Here is a 26425-nt window from a genome sequence, read left to right on the forward strand (position 1 = left end):
TAATAGCTAAAGTAGATAGATACTTAGACTTAAAAAATATTATCAGATATTTTCCAAATTTATGAGGTGACTCTTAGCGCGTAGCGTTAAAGTTGAGCCACCTTGCGCAAAGGAAAAAGTAGCACTACGTGCTTGTTTTTAATCCTTTACACCTAATTTGCTTGGTAACCATAGCGTTTTGGACCCACCTGACCCCATGCCGAACTCAGTAGTGAAACGAAACAGCGCCGATGATAGTGTAGCATTTGCTATGTGAAAGTAGGACATTACCAGGCTCCCAATAAGAGAAACCCGTTACAGCGATGTAACGGGTTTTTTGCTGTCTGGGATTTAATAAGTAGCCAAGACTCATGCCGCAATTAATACTCACATCTAAACTTATCACGTAGGTCGGGCGAGCGTAGCGACTCCCGACGCAATGATAATGCCGCATTTGCTATGTGACTCTCTACTGCTGTGGGCACTACGACATTGCCAGGCTCCAAATACAAGAAAGCCCGACTCGAAAGAGCCGGGCTTTGTTACGTCCGTAGAAAAAGTAAAATGCGGACAATTAATGCACACTCATCTACTTCTAGAATGTAGGTCGGGCGAGCGTAGCGACTCCCGACGCTAAAAAACATCGATTATAATTATAGTGTTCTTATCTCACGAGCTGGATTACCAGCAACAACAGTATCCGCCTCTACACTTTTAGTAACTACAGATCCCGCACCAATAATACTGTTATCCCCAATGCATACGCCCGCTAAAATAATTGCACCTGCGCCAATCCATACGTTGTTGCCTATTGTAATAGGAGCAGCAAAGTTTTCTTTATTCAGTCGCTGTGTGGGGTTAACAGCATGGGATACAGTCAATAGCTGAACATTGGGGCCAATTAAGCAGTCACCACCAATGCTGATAGCTCCTTCACTAATTGGGGCATCTAATACCGTACAGTTAATGTTTATGAAGCTACGATCACCAATAGCTATTTGATTACCATAATCGCAATGAAAACCTGATTCTATAATTACGCCTTCACCACATTGAGCGAATAGCTCTTTAATGCGTTTTAAATTACCTTTACTCGGGCTTTTATTGAAGAGTCGGCATATTTCGCCTGTTTGTTTACGTAGGGCTAAAAGCTCTCTGTTTAAGCTATTAAATGGCTGCATTAATTTCGCTCTTTATTGGGTGTCCAATTACTGTTCTAGGTATTATCGCATGGTTATATATGTTTACTGAGATGATGTTGTAACTTTTATACTAAGGCCGAGGTGAAGAAGCTCCATGATCAATACTAGATTTTATTTTAAAGCTTTTAAAAAAAAGATAATGATGTAAAATTAATGTAACAGGGAGCAAGTAATGAAAATTAATAAATCAATCCAAGTACTATGTTTAATAACTCTTTTAAGTGGTTGTGGAGGAGGGGGTGGTGATACGAGTAAACCAGTTAATAATGATTCTGGCTCTTCAGGAAAAGCTGAATTTGTTAAGCCTGACTATCAAAATACGCCTATTTATAACGGTGAAACATCTTTATTCGAAATAACAGCAAGTAATGTAACTCAACTAACTACCCAGTACTCATATTTACTAGATAGTCTTAATTCCATAGTATTTGGTGAGGATTATCAAAATCTATTTCTCCACGACCCAGTGCTAAGTAACCAATCTGATCATTCCGGTTGTGTTACAGGCTCTACTGTAATGAAAGAGGAAGAGGCTAATCAGCACTATATAATTACTTATAACAATTGCTCTGCTGCTGGGTGGGTTTTTAATGGGCAATCTGATATTTATATCGAAAGCTCTAACGCTGAATTTGTTCTTGAATATGGAATAGTACCCAATTTAACAATTAGTAACGAAGTGCTCGGTGTTGTCTACTCAACAGAAGGTTTTGCTATTGCTAGTAGCGAAGAGGAAAATAGTGACAGTAGCGCTATTGTAAATATCCTATTCAAAGGTTCAGACGAAAGCTCGCATGATATTCTATTTTCGGATGTAAGGCTTGATGCAGTTTTAGATGCAACTAATATTGGATATGGAATTGGTTTTAATGGTGATATTTATTTTAGTGATTTAGGAAAGTTAACAGTAAAAACGGACAAATTCTATCCCAATAATGATATAGCGTTGCCTCCGATTGTTGGTGCGCAATACAGCTTTGTATCACAAAATACTGCTTTAGCTGAGCTTAAGGGCAATGACATTTCGAGCATACGTTTAACTAATGAGTTTATACCACTAGAGTTTTATTTAGCAGATCTAGACGATGTTTATAACAATGAAGTCAACTCTGCTCCTAGGGCTGATATTTTAGCCCCTGACTCAATTAGAAGAAACTCTATAATTACACTTGATGCATCGCAGTCCAAAGACCCTGATTTAGAACCATTGGGTTATGAGTGGAAATTAACAGCTTTTCCTGAAAATGCTAGCTGGCAGATTAGCACAGGGAGTAAAATAGAATTTCTTGGAGATCTACCTGGTCTTTATCGTATTTCGTTAACAGTTGTAGACCCAAGTGGCGCAGAAAATACTGCAGAGCATGAGTTCAAATTAGAAAAACTCCCTGCAATTGTTTCTGATATTACTGCATATGATGAAATAGAATTAGGTGAACACTATACAGCCATTATTAATTTGTCTAATGATGAAGTCGATGGTCCTTTTGAGTACAAAATAGCTTATGGGCCTAGTAATATCTCGATTTCAGAGCAAGGAGAGGTTAATTGGTTAAGCAACGCGCCTGACTTTGGTAGTAATTTAAAGGTAAATTTTGCTGTTGATATATCAAACTCTGATACTCAAACAAGAGCTAAGCATCAAATCAACCTTCACTCACGTGGTGGCGTAGATAATCACTCAGTTGGTTATGTGAACAACTCAACATCCGGTGTAGCTTCAATTAAGCTTTCGAACAATAAAAGGGGTGTATTACGCAGTAATGTTGATTATGTCTTAAATCTCAGTGAGACAGGGTTTCTAGAATACAATAAATGGATACCTCCCTTACCTTTAAATGCTGAGCATGTAGGTGCATTTCTTAATCAGTCAGGGACGCAACTAAATTGGCTCAGTATTACTTACAACCAAGAGGCAGCTAAACATCAAATATTTTTAAGTAATGAGGACTCGAGTAGTTTGCTCATAGATGATGTTGCGGCTGAGAATTATAACTCTATGGTATTTGATTACAACGGCGATGATATTGAAGATATCCTCCTTTCGGCGGGTCATTCGTATGATAGTTATCTTATTAATGGGAATGATCTTTCTATCACTAAGCTTATTGTTGCGCCGGACCTTTCACTTAATTATTCAAATAGCTTGATTCAAGTTTGTGATTTGAATAATGACGGCTTTAAAGAGTTAATTGATAGGGGAAATATATTTGATGTCAAACAGAACAAATACCTGATAGAGCCATACTCTGAATATGAATTTAAGGCGTTTACCAGTGGTGGTAATTGTCGTGTAACTAGGTATAAAGCCTCCGATCACTATAGTGAACTAATTTGGTGGGAAGATGGTGAACTGCAGGTTAGTATTGAAAAGTTTGAGACTAATTTCCATGATGGAATTTCAATCGGCCTTGAGGTAGATAGTCCCTATAGTCATGTTTACTTTTCTAGTTCAAAAGAGCTTCATTACTTTGATCAGCAGTGGCAACTGTTCTCTGTATCTATTGATGAAAACCCCTTTGGGAGAGTAATAGGAGCTGTTGATTTTGATAATGATGGAATACAGTCTTTATTAGTAAGCAAAACAGATAGTTTAGAAGGAAGTTATTTATACGAAGAATATACTATGCAAAGCTTTAGCTATGAGAATGGGCGATGGCAGCTTGAGTATTCATCAGTGCCTCAAGGTCAACTTCCTAATCTTCATATAGTTGGTGCTGTTAATGATACGGTTAGCGTTTCAGATTTTGGACGTTCGGCTCAGATAACGCACAATAATGCACCTGTTACTTTCACTGGAGAGATGCTGTTAACGCAAGATAATGAAAATCAAATTGAGTATTCATTAACTCAAATCAATAACGAGACATTTATTGTTAAACGAAACATAGGTTCAACCAGTGTAATTTGGCAAACTAGCGTTTCAGAAGTGACTTTTTCTAATTCGTATGATTTTGCTTTTACAGAGTCCGAAACACACTTGAGTTTTAAAAGTGGTACTAGATATTTCACAATTGTAAAACAAACAGGTGAAGTCGTATCAAGAGTCTTCTTTCCTTACTTGCCGTCTGAAGAGATGTCAAAAATAATAATAGGTTATTACGATTTAGGTATAGCTTTTTACGAAAACCCTAGCTTATTACCCATTTCAATTGACAGTAGCAATTGGCCTGTTCCTTTAGATTTCTTACAAGAATCAACAAGCCATGTAGCGCATGTACACGCTATCCAGCTAGATTCAGATCCTCAACTAGAGCTAATAATTGATTATCGTACTTTTGGTAGTTTCGATGAGGAAGGTGGTTTAATAGTATTAGATACGAAAACGAAAGCATTAGAAATTTTGGATGGGCAACAAACTAAGGGCTTTACAATTTACCACAAAGAGAAAATCCTCGATGAGGCTATAGGTGGCGTTTATGGTCGTAACTATTTGGCGCAGTACTCTATAGAAAAAACAATTAGCCTAGTGGATAAGTTATCAAATCAAGTTATTTGGGAGAGTCCACAAATCTCGAATAATTACCACGATGTACTAATTCAAAAAGATGAGCGTGATTCTTGGAGTTTATATATTTTAGGTAGTGAGTTTTTAACATACCCATACTTGAACTAAAAAATAATAGCGTGCTCAGTAATCTAGTTTCTAGCTCATTGAGCAAGCTAGAATGTTTCACCACATCTACATACTGTTAAATTAAAAAGCGCACATTGCGCTTTTTTGCTCGTTCACTTGCCATTTAACTAGTTTCGTTTAGAATTGCACATCTTTCGAAACGAAACTTAATCTACGAGCTTTATGACTAAACGAAACACACAGCAGCGTCGTCATTTAATACTTACTCAGGTAAATGAGCTAGGTGAAGTGGCTGTAGAAAAGCTTGCTGAGCAGTTTCAAACATCTGAAGTAACCATTCGTAAAGATTTAACCGCGCTTGAAAAAAGTGGCCTGTTACTGCGCCGTTACGGCGGTGCTATTGCACTGCCTAAAGAAATTGTAAGTGACGAAATAGACTCTAAGCGAAAAGTAGCAATAGCTAAGGCTGCAGCTGCTCTTATAAAAGATCATAACCGCATTATTATTGATAGCGGGCGTACTACGGCGGCCATGATCCCAGAACTTGCAAGTAAACGCGGGTTAGTTGTAATGACCAATGCGATTAAAGTGGCGAGCCGTTTACTTTCACTTGAAAACGAGCCAACACTTTTAATGACCGGCGGTACGTGGGATCCACATTCTGAGTCGTTTCAGGGGCAAGTTGCCGAAAACGTATTATGCTCTTATGACTTTGATCAGCTATTTATTGGTGCTGACGGCATAGACGTAAAACGCGGTACTACTACCTTTAATGAGTTAGTCGGCTTAAGCCAAGTAATGGCAAAAGCAGCCCGCGAAGTAATCGTTATGGTTGAATCAGATAAGATTGGCCGAAAAATACCAAATTTAGAATTACCGTGGAAAATAGTAACCACTTTAATAACCGATACTGGCTTAGCAGATGATAAACGCAAAGCGATTGAGGCGTGTGGTGTAAAACTAATTTGTGCAGAGATTATTGATTAGTAGCTACAAAGTGAGTTACTAGAATTAAAAAATTAATGGAGACACTATGTGTGGAATAGTTGGGGCAGTTGCAGAACGTCCAGTAAATAAAATTTTAGTTGAAGGGCTTAAACGTCTTGAGTACCGTGGCTACGACTCTGCCGGTGTAGCACTTTTAGAAGGCTCTACGCTAAATACTGTAAAAGCAGTAGGTAAAGTAGTAAACGTAGAAGCTGCACTAGAAAAAGCCGGCGTTAGCGGCCATACAGGTATTGCGCACACCCGCTGGGCAACACACGGTAGCGTTACTGAAGAAAACGCTCACCCGCATGTATCAAACAACCAGCTAGCACTTGTGCATAACGGTATTATTGAAAACCACGCAAGCTTACGCGCATCGCTTAAAGAAGAAGGCTACGAGTTCTTATCTGAAACCGATACCGAAGTTATGGTGCATTTAATTCATAAGCTTCGTAAGCAACACACTACGTTACTTGCATCTGTTCAAGCAGCGGTTAAGCAATTTGAAGGCGCGTTTGGTACGGTTGTATTTGATAAAGCAAACGATAATGAAATCATTGTAGCGCGCTCAGGTAGCCCGCTTGTTATTGGTTTAGGCCTTGGCGAAAACTTTATTGCTTCTGATCAGTTAGCACTATTACCCGTTACTCGTAGCTTCATATTTTTAGAAGAAGGTGATGTAGCCCGTATTACTCGCGACACAGTAGAAATTTTTGATGAAAATGGCGACGCTGTAGAGCGTGAAGTTGTTGAATCAAACATCACGCAAGATGCTTCAGGCAAAGGCGACTACCGCCACTACATGCTAAAAGAAATTTACGAGCAGCCACTTGCAGTACGCAACACGCTTGAAGGGCGTTTAAACGACGACCGCGTAGCAATAGATGCCTTTGGCGACAGCGCTCAGCAAATATTTAAAGACGTAAAACACGTACAAATTATTGCCTGTGGTACGTCATACCATTCAGGTATGGTTGCACGTTACTGGCTTGAGCAATTTGCGGGTGTTAGCTGTAATGTTGAGATTGCCTCTGAGTTTCGTTACCGCCAATCGTATGTGCACGAAAACAGCCTGCTTGTAACTATTTCACAATCGGGTGAAACAGCCGATACGCTAGCGGCATTACGCTTAGCTAAAGAGCAAGGTTACATGGCTTCAATGACCATTTGTAACGTACCGGGCTCATCGCTTGTGCGCGAATCAGATCTAGCCTTTATGACCAAAGCCGGCGCTGAAATTGGTGTAGCTTCTACTAAAGCATTTACTACACAATTAGTTGGTTTGTTAATGCTTACTGCGTCTATAGCGCAAGAAAAACAGCTTGACCAAAGTGCCATTGTAAATGCTATAAAAGTACTACCCGCTAAGCTTGAAGAAACATTGCTACTAGCTGATGGCATTGCAGACCTTGCAGAAGAGTTTGCCGACAAGCATCACTCTCTGTTTTTAGGCCGTGGTTCGCAATACCCAATTGCAATGGAAGGTGCGCTTAAGCTTAAAGAGATTTCTTACATTCATGCAGAAGCCTACGCAGCGGGCGAGCTAAAACATGGCCCACTTGCACTTATTGATGCCGACATGCCAATTATTGTTGTAGCACCAAACAATGAGCTATTAGAAAAGCTTAAATCAAACGTAGAAGAAGTACGCGCACGTGGCGGCATTATTTACGTATTCGCAGATAAAGATTCACACTTTGAGTCAGACGACACAATGCGTGTAATCAACGTAAACCACACTGACGACATTATTGCGCCAATTGTTTACACATTGCCATTACAGTTACTGTCGTACTACGTAGCAGTAATTAAAGGCACTGACGTTGACCAACCACGTAACTTAGCTAAATCGGTTACTGTTGAGTAAAATCAAAAGGTTGCGACACCTGTTAAAGATAAAAAGGCGCTTAATGCGCCTTTTTTGTGAATGATTTTTGCCGTGTTTTATTACTGCAAGGTACTTAAATTAAATAACAGTGAAAATAACTTCGTTTGAATACAATGTTTCGTAATCAATGTCTTCATGGCAATATAACTATAAACAAAATTAGGGAAGATAAATAATGGAACCATGGAATGACGATAAGTTAAATAGAAAAGAAGACGCGGAGTATCTAACTGACTATTTACTCAATCGATTTACAATAAAAAAAGAAGAACCTTTTGTTTTAAATATTGATGCAGAGTGGGGATTTGGTAAAACCTATTTCCTTACAAATTGGCGAAGTGATTTAAAGTCACAAGACTGCGAAGTTGTTTATTTTAATGCTTGGGAGAAGGATTTTACAGATAACCCTTTGCTTGGTTTTATTTCTGCAATCGATAAAGAGTTAAAACCTTTTTTTAGTGAGAAGGTCAACGCAAGCCAAAAAACTAAATGGAATAAATTTAAGCTTGCCGCAGCCCCGCTGCTTTTATCCTTTATAGCACAAAGATTGACAGGCCTATCTCGCGATCAAATAAACGAATTGATGTTGGGCAGCGATGAAGCAAGTAAAACATCCGATGTAGATAATAAAGCTACAAATAAACTAGTCGAAGGGTTAACAACTCAAGCGACAAATATTGCGTTAGAACATCAAGAAAGCATAGAAAATAGTATTATTACTTTTAAGGCTAATTTAGGGGAGATCGCGAAAAAGGCTGGTAAGGATATAAAGCCAATTTTCATATTCGTAGATGAGTTAGACAGATGTAGACCTAGTTATGCCATTGAACTACTAGAGACAATTAAACATCTATTTCAAATACCACGCGTTTATTTTGTTGTTGCTACTGCATCCGAGCAATTAAGTCATTCAATAAAGGCTATTTATGGTAATGATTTTGAATCTAAAAAGTACCTAAATAGATTTTTCGATCAAATTTATCATCTACCACCACCAAATCGCTTGTCTTACTCAGAGTACTTATGGAAAACAGAGCTTGTTAATGATGATAAGTTAATTGCTGTGCATAAAAATGGTAATGCTTATTTGCTGGCTCAAACCGCTATTTTATGTGATGCGGGTTTACGGGATATTGAGCAAGCAGTAAAAATTTTACAAGCAATTCAGCTAACAACAAAAGAAAGGCTATATACGTTACCGTTAGTATTTTTATCTATTCTAAAAATAAGTAAGCCAGAATTATATAAAATTATGATACCAATGTGGAAAGATAAATTTCGAACTAACTCTAGTTCCAGTCAAAATTGGAATATTTTTATTGAAAAAATGAATAATTCAGAATCGAATTTGGACTCAAAGAAAGCTTCTGAAGGTAAAATTATTAGTATTATAAGCAAGTTACTAGGAAAAACCGGAACAAAATCCTCAGAAATTCAAAGAGGTACAGCGGGACTTGGCGATATGATCCTACATGACTTTAGCTATAACCAAAATCGACAGTTTTCGATATTACATTACCCTGAGTTAGTTGAGCGTGCAGGTCGTTTTATATCTTAAATAAAGGGGGAAACTCCCTTTTCGTATTAATGAGCAAAAATAATCAGAGCTAAAGTATACTTAGAGCTTGTAGCTCGAATCGCGCAGCCATTACTTAAACTACATTAAAATCACTAATCCCTACTTAATAAGCGCTAAATACGCTAAAATTACAGGCTACTTTTTTAGCAATGAGCCCGTAATATTCATGACCTCAGCAACAAGCCCTAGTACTTTTAACGAACTTGGCCTTATTCCAGAGCTACAAGCTCGTTTAACCGATTTGGAATATAACCAACCTACGCCAATTCAAGCTAAGGCGATTCCAAGTGTACTGGCTGGTAGCGATTTAATTGCGGGGGCTAATACTGGCTCAGGTAAAACAGCAACGTTTGCTTTGCCTATGCTACAAAAGTTATTTGTAGAGCAAGGCGCTAAAAAAACAGCGAGCAAAGGTAACTTTGTCACTGGGCTTATTTTGGTACCTACCCGTGAGCTTGCAACGCAGGTGGCCGATAGCGTTAAATCGTATTCTGCTAATTTTAATGGCGCAATTAAAACGGTCGCGGTGTTTGGTGGTGTGTCGGTTAATACACAAATGCAGGCACTGCGCGGCGGCGCCGATATTATTGTTGCAACGCCAGGGCGTTTGCTCGATTTAATCTCAAGCAATGCTATTAAGCTCGATAAAGTAACAACCCTAGTGCTTGATGAAGCCGACCGCATGTTAAGCCTTGGCTTTACCGAAGAGCTTGCTGAGTTATTAGCGTTAATGCCTGCTAAAAAACAAACCATGTTGTTTTCAGCAACCTTCCCAGAGCAAGTTACACAATTAACGCAAGAGCTGCTCAATAACCCGGTTGAAATACAAGTTCAAAGTAAAGACGAAAGCACCTTAGTACAGCGTGTATTTACGGTTAATAAAGGCGAAAAAACCACGGTTTTAGCGCATTTAATAAAAGCACATAAATGGCGCCAAGCACTTATTTTTGTAAACGCTAAAAAAGACTGTGAGCACTTAGCAGGTAAGCTTGAAAAGCGTGGTATTAACGCACAGGTATTTCATGGTGATAAAGGCCAAAGTGAGCGTACTCGCGTAATAGAAAAATTTAAAGCGGGCGAAATAGAAGTACTTATTGCCACCGATATAGCAGCCCGTGGTTTAGATATTGCCAAACTGCCCGTTGTTATTAACTTTAACTTACCGCGTAGCCCCGCTGATTACATGCACCGTATTGGCCGCAGCGGCCGTGCCGGTGAAGTTGGCTTAGCGTTATCGTTAATTGATTATGAAGACTTTCATCACTTTAAAATAATCGAGAAGAAAAACAAGCTTCGTTTAGAGCGTGAGGAAGTAACGGGTTTTGCGGTAAACCAAGCAAATCGTGATGCGGCCCTTGCGCTTAAAAACGAAAAGCCAATGGCAAAGCCTGAAGGCACAGGTAAGAAAAAGAAGAAAAAAGCCAACCAAGAAGATGATGTATGGAGCGGCTGGAGAAAAAGATAAGCCTTAATACATATAAATCATTAAACTCGAGTTATTAAAAACCCTGCAAATTTGCAGGGTTTTTTTATTGGTATTAGCTTGTTTAGCAATACAGCAAATTAAAAATCAGTAGGTGCTGGTGGCACTACTAAAGGTTGCTTAGGGTTTTCTTTAAGCTCCTTTAATAACTCTTGTACTGCACGTTCTATTGATGGATCTTGGCCTTTATAAATAAGCTCTGGGCGATCAACCACTTTAATATCAGGTGCAACGCCCTCGTTTTCTATAATCCAGTTACCATCGTTGTCTAAAATACGGAATGTAGCAGCAATTACTTGCCCACCATCTACCAGGCTTGGGTTACCAGAAATACCAATTAAGCCACCCCAGGTACGCGTACCAATTAGCTTACCTAAACCCGCTTGGCGGAAGTAATAAGGAATTGCGTCACCGCCTGAGCTTGAATAGCCGTTTATTAGCATGGCTTTAGGGCCGTCGTGTGCAAACTGTGGCGTTTTAGTCGGCTCAGTGCCTCGACGTTTCCAATAGTTAAGTGGTTTACGCGCAAGCCAGGTGATCATGTGTTCAGGAATATAGCCACCGCCATTGTAACGGTCATCAATAATCATGGCGTCTTTGGTGGTTTGCGGCATGTAGTTTTTGAACATGGCGCGGTTACCTTCATACGCGGTATTTGGCAGGTGTACGTAGCCAATACGCCCATTTGATAGCTTATTAACGTAGGCTGCACGCGAGTTAACCCAATCTAAATAACGTAGGCCTTGCTCACTGGCTATCGGTTTTACAGTTACTTGCCATGCGCCTTTGCTACGCGGTTTGCTGTTTAGCACCAGTTCAACTTGCTCGCCTTGGGTGTTTTCAAGGAGTTCGTAAAAGTTAGCCACGTCTTTAACCGAGCGGCCATTTACCGCAATTATGTAATCGCCGTTATGTGCTTTTACGCCTGTAGTCCCCAGTGGTGAGCGGAAATCGTCATGCCAGTTTTCACCTTTGAAGATTTGCTCTATTTTTACGTAACCCGATGGATCGCTTGCAAGCTTAGCGCCTAATAAACCGTGGTTTTTACGCTCGGCTTTTGGCATATCACCCGATTGCACGTAAATGTGGCCTGAGTTAATTTCGCCGGCAATTTCACTCAGTATGTAATCAAGGTCGCTACGATGGCTAATGGCATCAGCCATAGGTTGGTATTTAGCTAAAATAGCATCCCAATCTTGGCCGTGGTGGTTTTCGTCGTAGAACCAGTCACGCAGTGTGCGCCAGCCTTCTACGTACATTTGTTGCCACTCCGCTTGCGGGTTAATTTTAAGCGTCATTTTGCTTAAATCTAGCTTATTGGCGTTTAGGTCTTGCTTTGGTTTCGGCTCAATTAAGCTGTAACCGCCACTTGTATGTACAAGCAGATGCTCGCTGTTGCTCGAAATAGTGTAATGGCTAACACCTTTAGCAACGGTTTCAAGCTCGCTATTGTGCTCGGTGCCAATAAGTTGTAAACCGCCATTGGCAAGTGTCAGTACGCCGTCTTTTACTGCGGTTAAACCACGGTAATCGCCCGCTGGTGCATTGAGCGCGGTAACACGCTGCATAAAGTTGCTGCTTTGCAGTGCGTTTTTAACTTTTTTGTCGTCTTCTTTTTCGTCTTTTTTATCTTTTACAATCGTGGTTTCGTCACTTTGTAAGGCAATAAGCGGTTTAACGCTGTCGTTTACTGCGGCCGCATAAATGCGGGTGGCACGGTTAAACATGTAGTCAAACTCGTAGCTGCTAAAGGCAAGGTTAAAGTCGCGCTCAGAGCTAAAGTAAAGGTATTGGCCATCTGGCGAAAAGGTTGGGTTTTGCTCGTTACTCATTTCGTCTGTTAGGCGCGTTACCTTTTTCTTTTTAAGGTTGTAGTGCCACAGTGAGGCATAACGGTTTTCGTTATTTTTAACATACACAATGTCTTGGCTATTAGGCGACCACGTATATTGAGTAATGCCGTCTTCGTCGTAAATGCCGGTATCAATTTTGTGTTGCTTGCCCGATTTTGCATCTAACCACCACAGTGTGTGGTTTTTATCTGCAAACAATAACTTAGTGCTATCGGGTGACCAAATAGGCGTAAAGCGCCAAATAGTGCCATTACTAGTGAGTTGTTTAATGGCATTATTTTTACTGCGATCTTTTAAGTAAATTTCGTACTCGCCGCTTTCATCGCTCATGTAAGCAATGTAACGTCCATTTGGCGACCAGCTTGCGTCTATTTCACGGCTCTTATCTGTGTACGATAAGTTACGTGTAGGCCCTTGTTTAACGGGTACACTAAATAGCTCGCCACGAGCTGTAAATACAGCACGTTTGCCATCGTGAGAAATCGACATAGAATCAATAAAGTCGCTTACATTTTTGCTGTAAGGCATAGCGTATTGGCGCACACCGGCAATGTTAATGCTCAGCTTGGTGCTTTTTTGTGTTTTTGCGTCAAAGCGATATAAGTATCCGCCGTTTTCGTAAACTACCGCATTAGGGCCTGCTGAAGGCCAAAGTACGTCAAAGTCTTTAAAGTTGGTAAGCTTTTTAGGCTCATTGCCTTTGCGGTATTGGTAAAGGTTTAGTGTGTAATCACGGTCAGATACAAAATAAATGTTGTCGCCAACCCAGGTAGGTTGTTGGTCGGTTGCACGGTTAGTAGTAAGTTGCTCTGAGGTGTTTTTTTCTAAATCGTAAATCCATACGTCTTGCGCACGGCCGCCACGGGTGCGTTTCCAAGTACGGAACTCACGGTCAATGGGCGTATAAACATACTTGCTACCATCTGGCGAGAGCATACCGCCGCCGGTTTCTGGAATAGCTAAAGGTTGCTCAAGGCCACCGTCGGCAGGGACCATATAAGGGCGGCCCATACGTTTGCCCCACGGTGTGCGGTTTGCTCTAAACACCACATTTTTACCATCGGCGGTCCAATCTAAAACGCGGTAATCAAAGCCACCACGCGGCGGCATTGGGCCAACATCGTTGTAGTAGGTTAGCTGCTTAAGGCCTGAGCCATCGCTGTTGATCACATAAACTTGGCGGCTGCCGTTATACTCAGCCGAAAACGCAATGCGCTTACCATCAGGAGAAAACTTAGGAAATGTTTCAAAACCAATGTGGTCGGTTAAACGTTTGCTTTCGCCGGTTTGTGTATTGGCAATATAAATATCGCCGCTGTAAACAAAGGTCACGTTTTGGTTATGAATATCAGGAAAGCGTAGTAAGCGTGTGTCTTTAGTTTCATAGGCCGATACACTCGGTGCAATAACCGCAGCCAAGGCAAGCGCCAATGTTGTTAATTTTTTCATGGGATTACATCCTATATTAATAGCGGTTACATCATAACAATAAGGTTATAAATAGCGATGCACTTGCGATAAAAGGTCTGTTACAAAATGTGAATAAAAAAAGGTTGGCATTAAAACACCAACCTTCAAGGGAGTACTCTTTTTAAAAAGTGAAATTAGTGGTCGTGATCGTCTTCTTCTTCCTCTTGCGCAATACCAAGCCAAGTAATTGCACTAGGAGCAAAAGTAAGCTCAACCTCACTTTCAATTTCTAAGTCTTCAAGGTGTACTTGCACAACGTGCTGAGCGATAGGGTCTGCTACATAAGCAAACTGACCATTTTGTGCCACTGTCATGCTAAAGCTCATACCCTCTGGCATGGTTGATACATCTTGCTCGGTAATATCTACTTGGCCTTCAAGCTCCCAATGCATTTCACCATCATGGTCGTGTGCGCTAAATACATTTAAAAAGCCTAAGCTGTCTAATATTAAAAAGTGCTCGCCATGGGCAGAAAAAGAGTACGACACAGCACTTGCGCCATCGGCTAGTTGCCACTCTAGTTCTTCCATTTGTGCTGTTGCTGGGTTAATAGTGACAATTACGGCTTCGCCGCCACCATGGCCAGATGCTACGCCAATAAAGGTCTCGCTATCTTCGTGGCCATAAATACTACCAATACGTAAATCGCCAACGGCTGCAATGTTCGCTATTTTTTCAGCTTCGTATTCATCATCGTGCTGGTGGGCTAATAACACACCATCGCTACAGCCAAATGCCACATAGTCGTGGTTTTGTGCCGCGCCGTGTAAATCAGGACACGTAAGGTCTAAGGTTTGTTCTAGCTCATATTCACCATCATGAAAATGATAAACACCTACTTGGTCTGGCAGTACTTTAGCAACTGATGTGCTTTCGCTGTCATCACGGCGAAGTGTTGATAATAAATGCTCACCGCGGGGCTCTGCTACGCCGTGCATATTAATATCGTAGCTAATATCCGGTAGCGTTGCTGTTGCGCTTGTTATGTCGTTATCTGTTAATACTTCAACAGAGGCAACCGTGCCTGAGTCTGCATCACCATCATAAAAAACAGCTAATTGGCCGTCATGTTTTACAAGGTGAGTAGGGCGGCTGCCACTTGTTAGCTCATAACTGCTAGCCGCTGGGCTTTGCTCGTAGTCATGTAAATGCTCGCCATGGTCTTCACGCCATAAACCACCATCAATAAAACCTAAGTAATCTTGTGCGCGGCTTGCAATAACGGCATAACGAAAATCAGGTGATGACGATATCGTGTTTGAATCATTCGTCAGGGTAAATGTTTCAAGTAAAGTGTTGTCATCTAGGTCATAAAAGCTGGCTTCGTTGCTATCGCCTGCAAGCACAGCTAATCTGCCTAATGAGTCAATTGTGTAGCCATCATCATGGTCGTGATCATCATCGTCATGATCGTGCTCGTCTTCTACAACAATAGGGTCTTTTTCTACAATATTGGTCTGGGCATCGCCACAGGCTGTAATAAATGTAGTGCTAATTGCCAGTGCAATAAGCTTTAATTTGTATAGTTTTTTCATGTTTATTTCCTTTAATTATAATTTTTTAACGCTTAAAAATAACCGCGAATACCTAGCGCAAAACTACGTCCTGGACGTGGCGCTATATCTTTTACAAACGAGCTGTGCACGCGTGCTTCTGTATCTGTTAAGTTGGTACCACGCAGGTAAACAGACATATCTTGGTTTAATACTGAAAGGTCGTAAGAGATGCTTGCATCAACCAATGTGTAGTCGTCTGTTGCTGTTTCTTGTGGGGCTGTGCGGTCTTGCTTTTGATAGCGAGTAACGTGAATATGCGCACTTAATTTATCTGTTTGATAGCTTAACTCGCTACCAAAACGAAGTGGTGGAGTACGGGGTAAATCGCCGCCGTCTTTAAGGCGTGCACGCACGTAATCTGAGAATAAATCTACTTTAAACTCATCGGTTAATTGCCACGCAATTTGCGCTTCAAAACCATGTAAAATTACATCGTCTGTTTTAAATAAATAAACCGGCAGTTCTGATGAATGGTCGTGTTCGTCAGCGCCTTCTTCTTCATCGCCATGGTCGTGGCCACTTTCGGCGAATAAACCTGTGTCTATTTGGTAATAGTAATTATCTACTTGGTTGTAAAAGGCATTTAAAATAAAGCCAACATCACCTTGGGTTTTACGCAGGGTTAAATCGATATTATTGGCTGTTTCTAGGTCAATTGTTTGACTAGATAAACCTAAATGGCCGTCTTCATCTAAATCAAACAGTGCGCCTACTTCGTAAGTGCCAGTACCAATGTGCGGCCCAAACGATAACAACTCAGAGGCAGAAGGCGCACGTTCAGAGCGCGATACCGACAGCCCTAAATTATAGTTAGGGGTAAAATCCCACACTACACCTGCCGATAAACTGATTGGTGTAAATTCATGCTCTACGTCAAATACACGAGTGGTTTCTGCGCTTTCTTCGTGGTCGTGATCATGCTCGTCGGCTTCTTGCGCTTCATCATGTGCGTGAGCGTCAATATTTGGCAGTAATACGTCGCCTGCTTCAATGGTTACACGCTCAATACGCCCACCTAGCTGCACTAAAAAATCACCAAAGTGCCTTTCTTCCATTAGCGCTACAGCAAAGCTTTCGGTTTCTGATGGAGGCGTAAAGGCCTCTTCACCTTGTGCTTCAACATCGCTTTGTTTGTAATGAAAGCTAATGCCGCCATTCCACTCGTTAAATTGGTTATGTAGTAGGTCTATACGAAATTCGTTTGTTTCGTTTTTAAATGTGGTGCCTACAGCGCCACCTTCAATTTCAGCGTGTTCGTAGTCGGTGTGGCCAACGCGCAGGTTTACTTTGTTTAGCCATTTATTATCTAGGTTGTACTCACCTAATAATTGCACTTTAGTTTGCTCTAAATCAGCAAATACGCTTTCTTCTTCGTCGCTGTGCTCTTCTTCTTCCTCGCCGTGCGTATGGCCCGGAATACCGTATTGACGATTAAATTGCTCTATTGCTAAGCCAATAAAGCCGTTATCCATTAAATAGCTAGCGCCAACAGTAAAACCGTCAGACTCTTCATTACTGTTTTCAACTTTGTAATCGCCACTATGGCCTTCACCGTCGCTATCTATATCGGCAGCTACAGGCACCTCGTAGTCATCGGCTTCACGCCAAAACGCGTCGGCGTAAAAAGCCACCGAGTCTGTGCCTGTGGTGGCATTAAACGAGGCTACTTTTTGGTTATCAGCAGAGTTATGTTCTAGGTTCCACTCGCCGCGTGTTGTGCTGTCGGTTGGTACGCGGTTATCTACCACATTTACTACGCCACCAATCGCTCCGCTACCATAAAAAAGTGTTGCAGGGCCGCGTAATACTTCAATTTGTTGAGCGGTAGAGGCTTCTGATGCAACAGAGTGATCGGGGCCAACGCGTGACACATCACTTACATCAAGGCCATTTTGAGTAATAAGTACACGCGGGCCGCTTAAACCACGAATAATAGGTGTACTGGCTACTTTACCGTGAAAGTTGGTATTAACACCTGGGAGTTTTTCAAGGCTGTCGCCAAGGGTTGCAGCTTGTTGGCGTCTTAGTTGTTCGCCAGATAAAACACTAACAGGTGAGGCAGATTCCATCGCCGACATATGAATAGGGGTTGCTTCAATATCAATAACTTCAATAGGCGAGCGCTTTAAATTAAAAGTAACCGACTGGTTTTCATCGTTTGTTATTGTTATATCGCGATGAAGGTGGGCATAACCAGGGGCTACAATATGAAGCTCTTTTAAGCCATTGTTTAGCTCGGTTAGTACAAATTTACCGTTTTCATCGGTGGTTACTTTAAGGTCTGAGCCTTCAACTTCTATCGTTGCATTATTAACCGCTTTACCTTGATTATTTAAAACCACGCCTTCAATTGTTGATGCAAGCACACTTGCAGGTAATAAAGCTGTAATGAGCACAGCTAATTGAGATCTACGTTTCATTTGACTACCTTGTTGGATGTTATATTATATCAATTATGCGAGAAATGTTATAATGTATCAATAGCAATTAACTGTTGTTTCTAAAATGTCTCCTTAAAAGTAACGCTTTTGAGTAGAGGCACTAATTTAGTAGAGGAAATAATGAAGTCGAGTCAGAGTGTTATGGATCGTATGGCGATTGGGTTATCGTTAATGTGCACAGTACATTGTTTTGCAACCCCGGTTATTTTAGCGCTATTGCCAAGCTTTGCTGTACTGCAAATAGATAGCGAACAATTTCATTTATGGATTCTTGCGGCGGTATTGCCAACCAGTTTATTGGCATTAAGCTTAGGCTGTAAAAAGCATAAACGTTTACGTTATATGGCCTGCGGCGTAATTGGGCTAGCCTTTATGATATTTGCAATATTACTAGGGCATGAGGTGGCCGAAAAAGCGCTTACTTTAATAGGATCGGCTTTTATAGCTGTAGCTCATTGGTTTAATTATCAACAATGCCTTAAACAGAATGACGATAACTGCCCGTGTTCAGGCACTGAATCTGATCAGGCAGCTTAGCGCTATCAGTGCTACAAACAGCTAACATGTAGCACTGCCTTTTAATATTTAACTTTGTTTTTTAATAGCCTAAAGTTAAAAGTGAGTTAAAGTAGTCATTAAATATTAGTTTATTACACTTGGCTTAGGTTAGGGCGTGCTGATCTTTGCGGATTGAAATTTGTTCAATCTAGGGGCGATTAAATCGCGGCGCGAGGTTTGTAACCTAGTGGGCTAAGTAAAAACCGAGTAACAAAGAGTTTATCGCCCCTAGGCAGAACCCGAAGGGCAGCGCATGTTTGGCATTTATGCTGCGTTATCGCCTATTTATGGGGAGTAACCACACTTCATAAGCTCTGCCTTGCCTAAAAACCAAACATGCTGCTGCAAATTCAACCATCAAGGATCAACACGCCCTAATGAATACTGCTTTAAAATCCCTGCTGTTACTTTGCGCTTTAATGTGTTTTAAATTAAGCGCAAATACCCCCTACCAAATCCCTAGAAGCAGCGTTATAGAACTTACTGAGCCCGTAACCAATCGGGTATATCCTGTTTTTATTCAGCTGCCTAAGTCATATAAAAAGTACCCTGAAAAAATATATCCGGTTATTTATTTAACCGATGCTCCGTATACGTTTCCTATTGTGGCAGGCGCCACACGGTTTCCTATGAATAGTGGCAAAATGCAGCAGGCTATTATTGTGGCCATTAGTTACGAAAAGGGCTCAAAAGGCGCCAACAGCCGAATTAGAGACTACACACCAAATAAGGCTAAAAGCTGGAAAAAACCAACCGGTAACGCTCAAAACCACGCGCTGTTTTTAAAAAATACTGTACTGCCGTTTATACAAAGTAACTACCGAGCAAGTAGCACACAAAAAACCTATATAGGTAACTCTTTAGGTGGGTTATTTGGTGCCACTATTTTATTTACGATGCCCGATTTATTTAATAATTATATTATTGGCAGCCCATCAGTTTGGTTTAATAACAATGCAATTTTAGCGCTACAGGAAAAAAAACCTAAAGTGCCTACAAAGGTTTATATATCGGTGGGGGCAAGGGAAACGCCAAGTTTTGGTGAAGGGCAAAATATGGTGGAAGGGGCAAAGCAATTAACGCAAAAAATTAATGCACTTAGCAGTGACAATATTGAACTAAAAAGCGTTATTATTGAAGGGGCGAGCCATGCAACCGCATTTCCTACTACAGCGATACAAGGGCTTGATTGGGTATCAGCCAATAAGCCCTAATATTTATAAAAGCACTAAAGCTTAAGCGCTTTTAAGTTCTTGTTTCCAGTTTGCTAGCACTTCAATAAACTCTGGGCCTATGCCACAGCAGCCACCAATAATGCTTGCGCCCTGGCTGTACCACGTTTTTGCAAAATCTAAATATTCTACAGGTGAAATATCACGATACGCTTGCGAGCCTTCGTTGGCTTTGTAATCGTGTGCAATGGGTGTAAAGCCATTAGCAAACGCGCCTAAAACAACGCTTTTATTTTGCTTGGCTAATACTGCGTTAGTATCGCTAAAGGCTTGCTCTATAACCTCAGGAATTGAGCAGTTAAAGAAAATACCCGCAACATTTTGTTCAAGCAAAGCGGCTACTGCGTCACTTACCAGCTCACCAGAGCGAAGTTTAGCTTGCTCACTCACCACATCATTTAAGGTAAATGCGTAATAACATGGCTTGTTTGAGCCTTTAAGTACGCTTGCCATAACGTGCGCTTCTTCAATGCTCGATATGGTTTCACCAATCCATAAATCTACGTGCTCGTCTTGCGCTTTGTATAGCGTATCTAAAATAGTAAATGCGCGCTCGCTTTCAAATAGTTCAGGGCGGTAAGAGCCAAAGGCGGGTGGTAATGAACCTGCTACTAATACATTTTGTTTAGCACTTTGAGTGACTTCTTTTGCTATAACGGCCGCTTGCTGTGCTAGGGCTGCGCCTTGAGCTTGATATAGCGCTTCACCTAAATGAAAGGGCACACAGGCATAACTATTAACGGTAATAATTTCAGCGCCAGCGTCTATAAAACCTTGGTGAGCCTGCGTTACAAAATGCGGAGCTTCTATTAGTGCTTGTGCACTCCACAGTGGCTGTGTAAACGGCGCGCCAATGCGCTTAAGTTCACGGCCCATGCCGCCATCTAAAATAGTGAGTTTATTCATAACAAGTCTTTGTGTCTTTGTGCAATATGGCGCTATTCAACCATGTTTTTTATAAAATCATAATGAAACTTAGTCATCTTGAACATGAATGAAGCTCAATGCTTTTTATCGGGTATAAAAAAAGCGACATCTCGCAGGAGAGTCGCTTATTTAAGTAGGCTAAACCTTACTTATAAAATACCTCTACCGTGCCTTTTACTTTCATAAGTAAAGGTTGGCCGCGGCGGTCTAGCGCTTTAGGTGCGGCAATTTTAATCCAGCCTTCGCTAATGCAGTATTCTTCTACATCAAAGCGCTCTTTACCGTTTAGCTTTACGCCAATTTCGTGTTCAAACACTTCTTCTACGTAATGTTTGCTGCGTGGATTAATAGAAAGCTGATCAGGTAATGCTGGTTTTGTTGAATCGGTCATGGTTTTAATCTTTATTAAAAAGTGATGCGCTATTGTAGGCAATCCACTCAATACGCTCAAGGTTTAATGCTTAGGGCGTGTTGAACTTTGATGGTTGAATTTGCAGCAGTATGTTTGGTTTTTAGGCAAGGCAGAGCCTATGAAGTGTGGTTATTTCACATAAATAGGCGATAACGCAGCATAAATGCCAAACATGCGCTGCCCTTCGGGTTCTGCCTAGGGGCGATAAACTCTTTGTTACTCGATTTTTACTTAGCCCACTAGGTTACAAATCTCGCGCCGCGATTTAATCACCCCTAGATTGAACAAATTTCAATCCGCAAAGATCAACACGCCCTAACTACTCAATACGCTCAAGGTTTAACTACACAATACAAAGCCAAGTATTAACAGTGCTATCCAAATGGTTTCGGCAACAATCATTATTATTGGTTTTAAGCCCACCTCGGTGAGTTTGCCTAAGTTTGTTTTCATACCAATGGCGGCTATGGCGGCTATTAAAAAGAATCGAGAAAGCTCGTTAGCGGTTTCGAGCACGATAGCTGGTAGGTTAAAGGTGCTGTTAATAAGCATTAAAATAACAAAGCCAATTAAAAACCCGGGTACTTTTGGCAACTCGCCATGGTTACCTTTATTTGAGCGATTAATAACAACCATCATAATAAGTACTACTGGCAGTAGCATGGCTACTCGTACTAGCTTGGTAAGTGTTGCTATATCGCCTGCCTCGGGTGATACCGAATAACCCGCACCGACTACTTGGGCAACATCGTGTATGGTGCCACCTAAAAATACCCCGGCGTTGTGGGCGTCAAATTCAAGGTAGTTAACCACAATAGGGTATAAAATCATTGCAATGGTCGACATAGCCGTTACGCCAATTACAGTCAGTAACGTATCGCGCTCTTTATGCTCGCTGCTTGGCATAATAGATGAAATAGCCAGTGCTGCCGATGCACCACAAATAGCGACTGAACCTCCGGTGAGTGCGCCAAAGCGCTTTTGTAAACCAAATACTCGGGCCAGTACAACCCCTAAAATAATGGTGGTAAATATAGCGCCAGCTAGCATTAAAGCGGTTTGCCAGCCCAATGTAATTAAATCACCTAAAGCAATACGTGTGCCCAGTAAAACAATGCCTACGCGTAAAATCGTGGTGCCGGTAAAGTCTATGCCTTTAGCGCATGGGCTGTCGCTTTGATATAAAAACGACACCGCCATGCCTAATAATAAAGCAAATAGCATAGCGGGTGCGCCATAGTGTTCACTTAAAAATAAAGCGGCAAGGCCCGTCATTGCAGCAATGCTAGCCCCTTGCCATAATGGGGAAATTTTTACTTTTAGTGTACTGGTTAAGCTTTGCATTAGGCGTTAGCTGCCGTAAGGGCAACAAGCACTTGGCGTTTACGCTCGCCTGTAAATGGGCGGCGGCCATGCATCGCCATTTCGTTATCTACTAAGGCTACATCGCCATCTTGCCAGGCTAAATCAAAGGTATAGTCTTTTGATAGCTCTACAATTTTTTCAAGCCCTTGTTTAGGAATGGCACTGCCATCGCCAAAGGTAATAGCAACCGATGGGTTTTCGCGTACGCCTTTCCAGCCCATATAAGCGGCAATAAGTTGGTTATAAAAAACCTGTACGCCGTTTTCAAGGGTAAGTACAGCCGGTAAAACTGGGGTAATTGCTTTTAAAGAACCATCTTCTAGCCATTCCCACTCGTAACCTAGCTCGGTAAGTTTGCTGTGCGCTTCGTCTTTGGTTTCAACACTTAGGGTGCTTTTCCAGCTGCGGCCTTGGCCCGATGTAGCATCGTCGGCTGCGGGCATATAAGTGGTGTACTTTAAGCCTTTTTGCTCAAAATCATCGGCTAATTGGCTATCAAATTGCTTTAATGCACTAAATAATTTATCTGAGCGACAAAGTGGCGTTGCGCCGCCTTCTTCAGCTGCCGATTTACAAAAAAAGAACAGCTTACTTGGCGAAATAGGTGTTTGTGCCATTTCGTGATGAAGGTAAATTTCTACATCTTTTGGGGCTTCGTTAGCGGTAAATACACGCTCAGTAAAGTTAATACGTACCGCATTAGATAGCGACTCTTGGTACGTAAAGTTGTCGTAATCAAACCCTGCTGAAAATGTATCAAACGTCTCGGCGCTATTAATAGGAAAGCCTCTAAACAATACAGCGCCTGAGCTGCGAAGTTTTTTAGCCAGCTCACTTTTGTGAGCGCGAATAAAAGCTACCGCTTCTTCAACGGTGCTGGCGTTATTGTTATTAACCACAATGCACGGAAAAACCGAGTCATCAAACGTTAATTGTGTAGGCACTTGGGCATAGTTAAGTTCGGTAGCTGACATTTTATTATCCTAATCGTAAATAGGGTGAAAACGGTTAAAGGCAGCTTCACAAAAGTGCCCAGGGTCGTTAAAACGGCGGTTGCTATTAAGCGCAGAAATTTGCGCCATTTCATGTTCTGTTAGTTCAAAGTCGAACAGCGCGAGGTTTTCTTTCATGCGTTCAAATTTAGAGGTTTTTGGAATAATGGCCGTACCTCGTTGCACGCCCCAGCGCAGCACAACTTGTGCGGGTGTTTTACCATGGTTTTGCGCCGCAGCTTTAACTACGCTTTGCTCAAGCACTGACTCAGTTTGATCGGCCATTTCAAGTTCAAGGTACGAAAGCGCACCAAGCGGTGAAAACGCCGTAACCGGAATGTCATACTGTTTGGCAAGTCTTACTAGGCGCTCTTGCGTTAAATATGGGTGCGACTCAATTTGCAGCATGGCGGGTTTAATTGTGGCGTAGGTCATTAAATCGTGAAGTAATGCGCTTGAGTAGTTACACACACCAATGCGCTTTGTTTTGTTGTTGTGTACTTGCTCTTCCATTGCTTGCCACGTTAAGTGTAGCGGCACTTTTGCCAGCTCCATTTGTGGGTTTTGTGCATCTGGGTCTACAAACCATTCTGGTGGGTAGCGAGTTTCGATTGGTACAAACGTTTGCGCAATCGGAAAGTGAATTAAGTATAAGTCGAGGTAATCGAGCTTTAAATCGCTCAAGGTTTTATCAATGGCTAGCTCTACATGCTCTGGCGCATGAAACGTATTCCATAGTTTTGACGTAACCCATAATTCTTCGCGGGTACAAAGGCCGTCTTTAATTGCTTGAACTATGCCATCGCCAACTTGTTCTTCGTTGCCGTAGTCTGATGCGCAATCAAGGTGGCGGTAGCCTGCTTTAATGGCTTGGTACACCGTTTGTGCACAGTCTTCTTGTGCTACTTTCCATAAACCGAACCCGACTGGCGGGATGTTATTTAATGAACTCATTGGGAATTCCTGTTAAAATTGCATAATGACTTAGGTCTTGTATAAGACATAAGTTATTATACGAATCTAACAGTGTCAACACTGTGTTAACGCTTAAGTAGTAAATGGTTAGGTTAAAAAACCTGCAGGCAGCAAAAAGGCAGCGTTTGCTGCCTTTAAAAAATATTTAATAAGTGTGCGCTAATATAAATAATCAGCGTTTCAACGCGGTGAATCAATCAAGTTCAATTTGGTAGTGGTAATGATCGCTACGGCATTTACTTAAACGGTATTCAATACGTTTACCTTCGATTGATTCGGTAATGCGCGATACCAATAACAGTGGGTCGCCGGTTTTTATAGCCAGCATTTTAGCATCGGTTTCATCCGCTAATACCGCTTTAATACTGTCTTGGGTTTTATGTACGGTTTGGTTAAATTTGGTTTGGTAGTAATGGTACAATGTATGCGGAATATCACTACTTTGATGTATATCAGGAAAGAAACTTTGCGGTAAGTATATAGTTTCGCTCATACAAAATTCGTTATCGAGAATACGTCTGCGTACAAGCTTAGTAACTTTGTCTTTTTTATTAAGTTGTAAGGCGTTTATAACATCTTGTGGTGCAGGGCAAAGCTCAACTGATAATAGCTCGGCTTTAGGTAGGTCGGCACCTTTGCCATCGGCCTGTAGCGGAAAAAACCTAAACAGGGCGTCTTGCGCAGTATGCTCAGATACAAACGTACCAACACCTTGGCGGCGAGTAACTATTTTATCGTCAGTTAATAAATTAAGTGCTTTACGAACAGTGCCTTGGCTTACGTTAAATTCTTCAGCAAGGCGAAATTCGCTTGGTAGTACTTCACCAGGCACCCAGCGTCTTTCAACAATGAGCTGTTTAATATAATCAGCCACTTGTAAGTAAAGCGGTTGAAAAGCCAAGCTTGGGCCACTTAATTTGTGATCAAACATAGAGTTACTCATTGTTATTTACCATTAAATTTAATCCACCTGTATTTATATCATAGGTGAAAACTTTTGCGCAGCTTTGCGCAAGCTCAATTAATTGTGAACTATTGCAATACAGTTTGTTTTTACATTATGCCTAAAAACAAATCGTTACACTACAATAGCGCACATCTAGGAAATTTAAAGTGCTCAGTATTTCGTTAGAACTCATCTTGCTTATGGCGCTGTGCCTAAGCCTTGCCACCATAATGCAAACGCTTAGCGGGTTTGGTTTTGGGTTGTTGGTGGTTGCCAGCTTTACCTTGCTAGATGTTTTACCGCTCACCGCGACTACTTTTTTAGTGAGCTTATTGGGTTTGGTTAACTCAACCACTGTAGTAGTAAAAAACCGCAGCTCGGTAAAAGTGCCCGAGCTTAAACTTATGTTGTATACCGGTATTCCGTTAATGCTGTTAGGTTTTATATTGCTTGAGTATATGTCGGCGCATTTAACGCAATTTTTAAACTTTATTTTAGGTATTAGTATTTTGCTATGTTGTGGCTTAATGCTAATTGGTCGTGACAGAGCCAATACGCAAAGCGGGCGTGGCTCGTTTTTAATTGCCGGCGGGGTAAGTGGCTTACTAGGTGGGCTATTTTCAACCTCGGGACCGCCGCTGGTGTTTCAGTGCTATAAACAAGCTTGGTCTATTGAAGCCATACGCAGTACGTTACTTGCGGTATTTACCATTGGTGGCATAGTGCGAGTAGGCATTGCGCTATTTGGCACCTTACCTGAGCTCGATATTATGTTTTTAATTGCAGCGGCCATACCGCTGGTGTTAGTGGTAACGCAATTTGCCCGTAAGTTAACACCTTATGTTGATGCAAAATGGGTTCGTATAATAGCAATTACCTTGCTGGGCTTAAGTGGGGTTTCGCTGGTGGCAACATCAGCACCAAGCATATTTTAAATTTAAACTTACTTGAGTTTATTTACGTTGACATGGGGATTACAATTATTTAACTTGTGTCTTATACAAGA

General features: G+C 41.4%; 18 protein-coding genes and 1 rRNA gene. 9 read left to right on the forward strand and 10 right to left on the reverse strand.

Annotated features, from left to right (window positions below; all coding sequences use genetic code 11):
* The first annotated feature begins 160 nt into the window (after nt 1–160).
* Nucleotides 161–275: ribosomal RNA gene (gene rrf, locus WDB87_RS05095) — 5S ribosomal RNA — on the forward strand.
* Between the two features lie 357 nt (nt 276–632).
* Here the strand turns inward: rrf and WDB87_RS05100 are convergent.
* A complete protein-coding gene (locus tag WDB87_RS05100; protein WP_337849266.1) occupies nt 633–1160 on the reverse strand; it encodes a sugar O-acetyltransferase in 528 nt (175 codons plus the stop codon).
* 193 nt (nt 1161–1353) lie between these two features.
* Here WDB87_RS05100 and WDB87_RS05105 point away from each other — a divergent pair, with 193 nt between their 5' ends.
* From WDB87_RS05105 to WDB87_RS05125, 5 genes are all read left to right on the forward strand, one after another.
* Nucleotides 1354–4794 carry a PKD domain-containing protein gene (locus WDB87_RS05105; protein ID WP_337849267.1) on the forward strand — a complete coding sequence of 1147 codons (3441 nt, stop codon included), beginning with the start codon at nt 1354–1356 and terminating at the stop codon, nt 4792–4794.
* 183 nt (nt 4795–4977) lie between these two features.
* Entirely contained in the window at nt 4978–5742 is a 765-nt protein-coding gene (locus tag WDB87_RS05110; protein ID WP_337849268.1) for a DeoR/GlpR family DNA-binding transcription regulator, read from the forward strand.
* Between the two features lie 46 nt (nt 5743–5788).
* Nucleotides 5789–7609 carry a glutamine--fructose-6-phosphate transaminase (isomerizing) gene (gene glmS / locus WDB87_RS05115; protein ID WP_121638181.1) on the forward strand — a complete coding sequence of 607 codons (1821 nt, stop codon included), beginning with the start codon at nt 5789–5791 and terminating at the stop codon, nt 7607–7609.
* Nucleotides 7610–7805: 196 nt separating this feature from the next.
* Complete coding sequence (locus WDB87_RS05120; protein ID WP_337849269.1) at nt 7806–9188, forward strand: KAP family P-loop NTPase fold protein; 1383 nt, start codon at nt 7806–7808, stop codon at nt 9186–9188.
* A 187-nt stretch (nt 9189–9375) separates the two neighbouring features.
* Nucleotides 9376–10674 carry a DEAD/DEAH box helicase gene (locus tag WDB87_RS05125; protein ID WP_337849270.1) on the forward strand — a complete coding sequence of 433 codons (1299 nt, stop codon included), beginning with the start codon at nt 9376–9378 and terminating at the stop codon, nt 10672–10674.
* Nucleotides 10675–10772: 98 nt separating this feature from the next.
* Here WDB87_RS05125 and WDB87_RS05130 read toward each other — a convergent pair whose 3' ends face one another.
* From WDB87_RS05130 to WDB87_RS05140, 3 genes are all read right to left on the reverse strand, one after another.
* Nucleotides 10773–13994 (reverse strand): S41 family peptidase, encoded by a 3222-nt coding sequence (locus WDB87_RS05130; RefSeq protein ID WP_337849271.1) that lies wholly within the window; start codon nt 13992–13994, stop codon nt 10773–10775.
* Between the two features lie 155 nt (nt 13995–14149).
* Nucleotides 14150–15550, reverse strand: a complete 1401-nt coding sequence (locus tag WDB87_RS05135) for a 5-methyltetrahydrofolate--homocysteine methyltransferase (RefSeq protein WP_337849272.1) — start codon at nt 15548–15550, stop codon at nt 14150–14152.
* A gap of 32 nt (nt 15551–15582) precedes the next feature.
* Entirely contained in the window at nt 15583–17991 is a 2409-nt protein-coding gene (locus WDB87_RS05140) for a TonB-dependent receptor (RefSeq protein ID WP_337849273.1), read from the reverse strand.
* Between the two features lie 141 nt (nt 17992–18132).
* On the opposite strand from WDB87_RS05140, the gene WDB87_RS05145 reads away from it, so the two are divergent.
* Both WDB87_RS05145 and WDB87_RS05150 read left to right on the forward strand, forming a co-directional pair.
* Entirely contained in the window at nt 18133–18549 is a 417-nt protein-coding gene (locus WDB87_RS05145) for a MerC domain-containing protein (RefSeq protein WP_286245664.1), read from the forward strand.
* Nucleotides 18550–18947: 398 nt separating this feature from the next.
* Nucleotides 18948–19784 (forward strand): alpha/beta hydrolase, encoded by an 837-nt coding sequence (locus tag WDB87_RS05150; protein ID WP_337849274.1) that lies wholly within the window; start codon nt 18948–18950, stop codon nt 19782–19784.
* Between the two features lie 21 nt (nt 19785–19805).
* Here WDB87_RS05150 and WDB87_RS05155 read toward each other — a convergent pair whose 3' ends face one another.
* The 6 genes from WDB87_RS05155 to WDB87_RS05180 all read right to left on the reverse strand — a co-directional run bounded on the left by WDB87_RS05155 (nt 19806) and on the right by WDB87_RS05180 (nt 25416).
* Nucleotides 19806–20708, reverse strand: a complete 903-nt coding sequence (locus WDB87_RS05155; RefSeq protein ID WP_337849275.1) for a homocysteine S-methyltransferase family protein — start codon at nt 20706–20708, stop codon at nt 19806–19808.
* A 166-nt stretch (nt 20709–20874) separates the two neighbouring features.
* Nucleotides 20875–21120, reverse strand: coding sequence for a DUF3297 family protein (locus tag WDB87_RS05160; protein ID WP_024602277.1), 246 nt, complete (start codon nt 21118–21120; stop codon nt 20875–20877).
* Between the two features lie 360 nt (nt 21121–21480).
* Nucleotides 21481–22485 carry a YeiH family protein gene (locus WDB87_RS05165; RefSeq protein WP_337849276.1) on the reverse strand — a complete coding sequence of 335 codons (1005 nt, stop codon included), beginning with the start codon at nt 22483–22485 and terminating at the stop codon, nt 21481–21483.
* Entirely contained in the window at nt 22485–23480 is a 996-nt protein-coding gene (locus tag WDB87_RS05170; RefSeq protein WP_337849277.1) for a TauD/TfdA family dioxygenase, read from the reverse strand. The genes WDB87_RS05165 and WDB87_RS05170 overlap by 1 nt, the downstream gene beginning before the upstream one ends.
* Before the next feature lie 9 nt (nt 23481–23489).
* Nucleotides 23490–24452 carry an aldo/keto reductase gene (locus WDB87_RS05175; RefSeq protein WP_337849278.1) on the reverse strand — a complete coding sequence of 321 codons (963 nt, stop codon included), beginning with the start codon at nt 24450–24452 and terminating at the stop codon, nt 23490–23492.
* A 214-nt stretch (nt 24453–24666) separates the two neighbouring features.
* On the reverse strand, nt 24667–25416 hold the full coding sequence (locus WDB87_RS05180; RefSeq protein WP_286245654.1) for a GntR family transcriptional regulator: 750 nt from the start codon (nt 25414–25416) through the stop codon (nt 24667–24669).
* A gap of 170 nt (nt 25417–25586) precedes the next feature.
* On the opposite strand from WDB87_RS05180, the gene WDB87_RS05185 reads away from it, so the two are divergent.
* Nucleotides 25587–26354: a sulfite exporter TauE/SafE family protein gene (locus tag WDB87_RS05185; protein WP_337849279.1), complete on the forward strand. Its 768-nt coding sequence runs from the start codon at nt 25587–25589 to the stop codon at nt 26352–26354.
* The last annotated feature ends 71 nt before the right edge of the window (nt 26355–26425 follow it).

Source organism: Pseudoalteromonas sp. C12FD-1 (assembly GCF_037414265.1).
Taxonomy (GTDB): domain Bacteria; phylum Pseudomonadota; class Gammaproteobacteria; order Enterobacterales; family Alteromonadaceae; genus Pseudoalteromonas.

What these genes read in the sequence shown, in the direction of transcription:
- WDB87_RS05170 (WP_337849277.1), bottom strand. Translation starts at nt 23,480, where the DNA reads ATGTCAGCTACCGAACTTAACTATGCCCAAGTGCCTACACAATTAACG.
- WDB87_RS05150 (WP_337849274.1), top strand. Translation starts at nt 18,948, where the DNA reads ATGAATACTGCTTTAAAATCCCTGCTGTTACTTTGCGCTTTAATGTGT.
- WDB87_RS05160 (WP_024602277.1), bottom strand. Translation starts at nt 21,120, where the DNA reads ATGACCGATTCAACAAAACCAGCATTACCTGATCAGCTTTCTATTAAT.
- WDB87_RS05130 (WP_337849271.1), bottom strand. Translation starts at nt 13,994, where the DNA reads ATGAAAAAATTAACAACATTGGCGCTTGCCTTGGCTGCGGTTATTGCA.
- WDB87_RS05135 (WP_337849272.1), bottom strand. Translation starts at nt 15,550, where the DNA reads ATGAAAAAACTATACAAATTAAAGCTTATTGCACTGGCAATTAGCACT.
- WDB87_RS05155 (WP_337849275.1), bottom strand. Translation starts at nt 20,708, where the DNA reads ATGAATAAACTCACTATTTTAGATGGCGGCATGGGCCGTGAACTTAAG.
- WDB87_RS05175 (WP_337849278.1), bottom strand. Translation starts at nt 24,452, where the DNA reads ATGAGTTCATTAAATAACATCCCGCCAGTCGGGTTCGGTTTATGGAAA.
- WDB87_RS05180 (WP_286245654.1), bottom strand. Translation starts at nt 25,416, where the DNA reads ATGAGTAACTCTATGTTTGATCACAAATTAAGTGGCCCAAGCTTGGCT.
- WDB87_RS05120 (WP_337849269.1), top strand. Translation starts at nt 7,806, where the DNA reads ATGGAACCATGGAATGACGATAAGTTAAATAGAAAAGAAGACGCGGAG.
- WDB87_RS05140 (WP_337849273.1), bottom strand. Translation starts at nt 17,991, where the DNA reads ATGAAACGTAGATCTCAATTAGCTGTGCTCATTACAGCTTTATTACCT.
- WDB87_RS05110 (WP_337849268.1), top strand. Translation starts at nt 4,978, where the DNA reads ATGACTAAACGAAACACACAGCAGCGTCGTCATTTAATACTTACTCAG.
- WDB87_RS05105 (WP_337849267.1), top strand. Translation starts at nt 1,354, where the DNA reads ATGAAAATTAATAAATCAATCCAAGTACTATGTTTAATAACTCTTTTA.
- glmS (WP_121638181.1), top strand. Translation starts at nt 5,789, where the DNA reads ATGTGTGGAATAGTTGGGGCAGTTGCAGAACGTCCAGTAAATAAAATT.
- WDB87_RS05125 (WP_337849270.1), top strand. Translation starts at nt 9,376, where the DNA reads ATGACCTCAGCAACAAGCCCTAGTACTTTTAACGAACTTGGCCTTATT.
- WDB87_RS05100 (WP_337849266.1), bottom strand. Translation starts at nt 1,160, where the DNA reads ATGCAGCCATTTAATAGCTTAAACAGAGAGCTTTTAGCCCTACGTAAA.
- WDB87_RS05145 (WP_286245664.1), top strand. Translation starts at nt 18,133, where the DNA reads ATGAAGTCGAGTCAGAGTGTTATGGATCGTATGGCGATTGGGTTATCG.
- WDB87_RS05165 (WP_337849276.1), bottom strand. Translation starts at nt 22,485, where the DNA reads ATGCAAAGCTTAACCAGTACACTAAAAGTAAAAATTTCCCCATTATGG.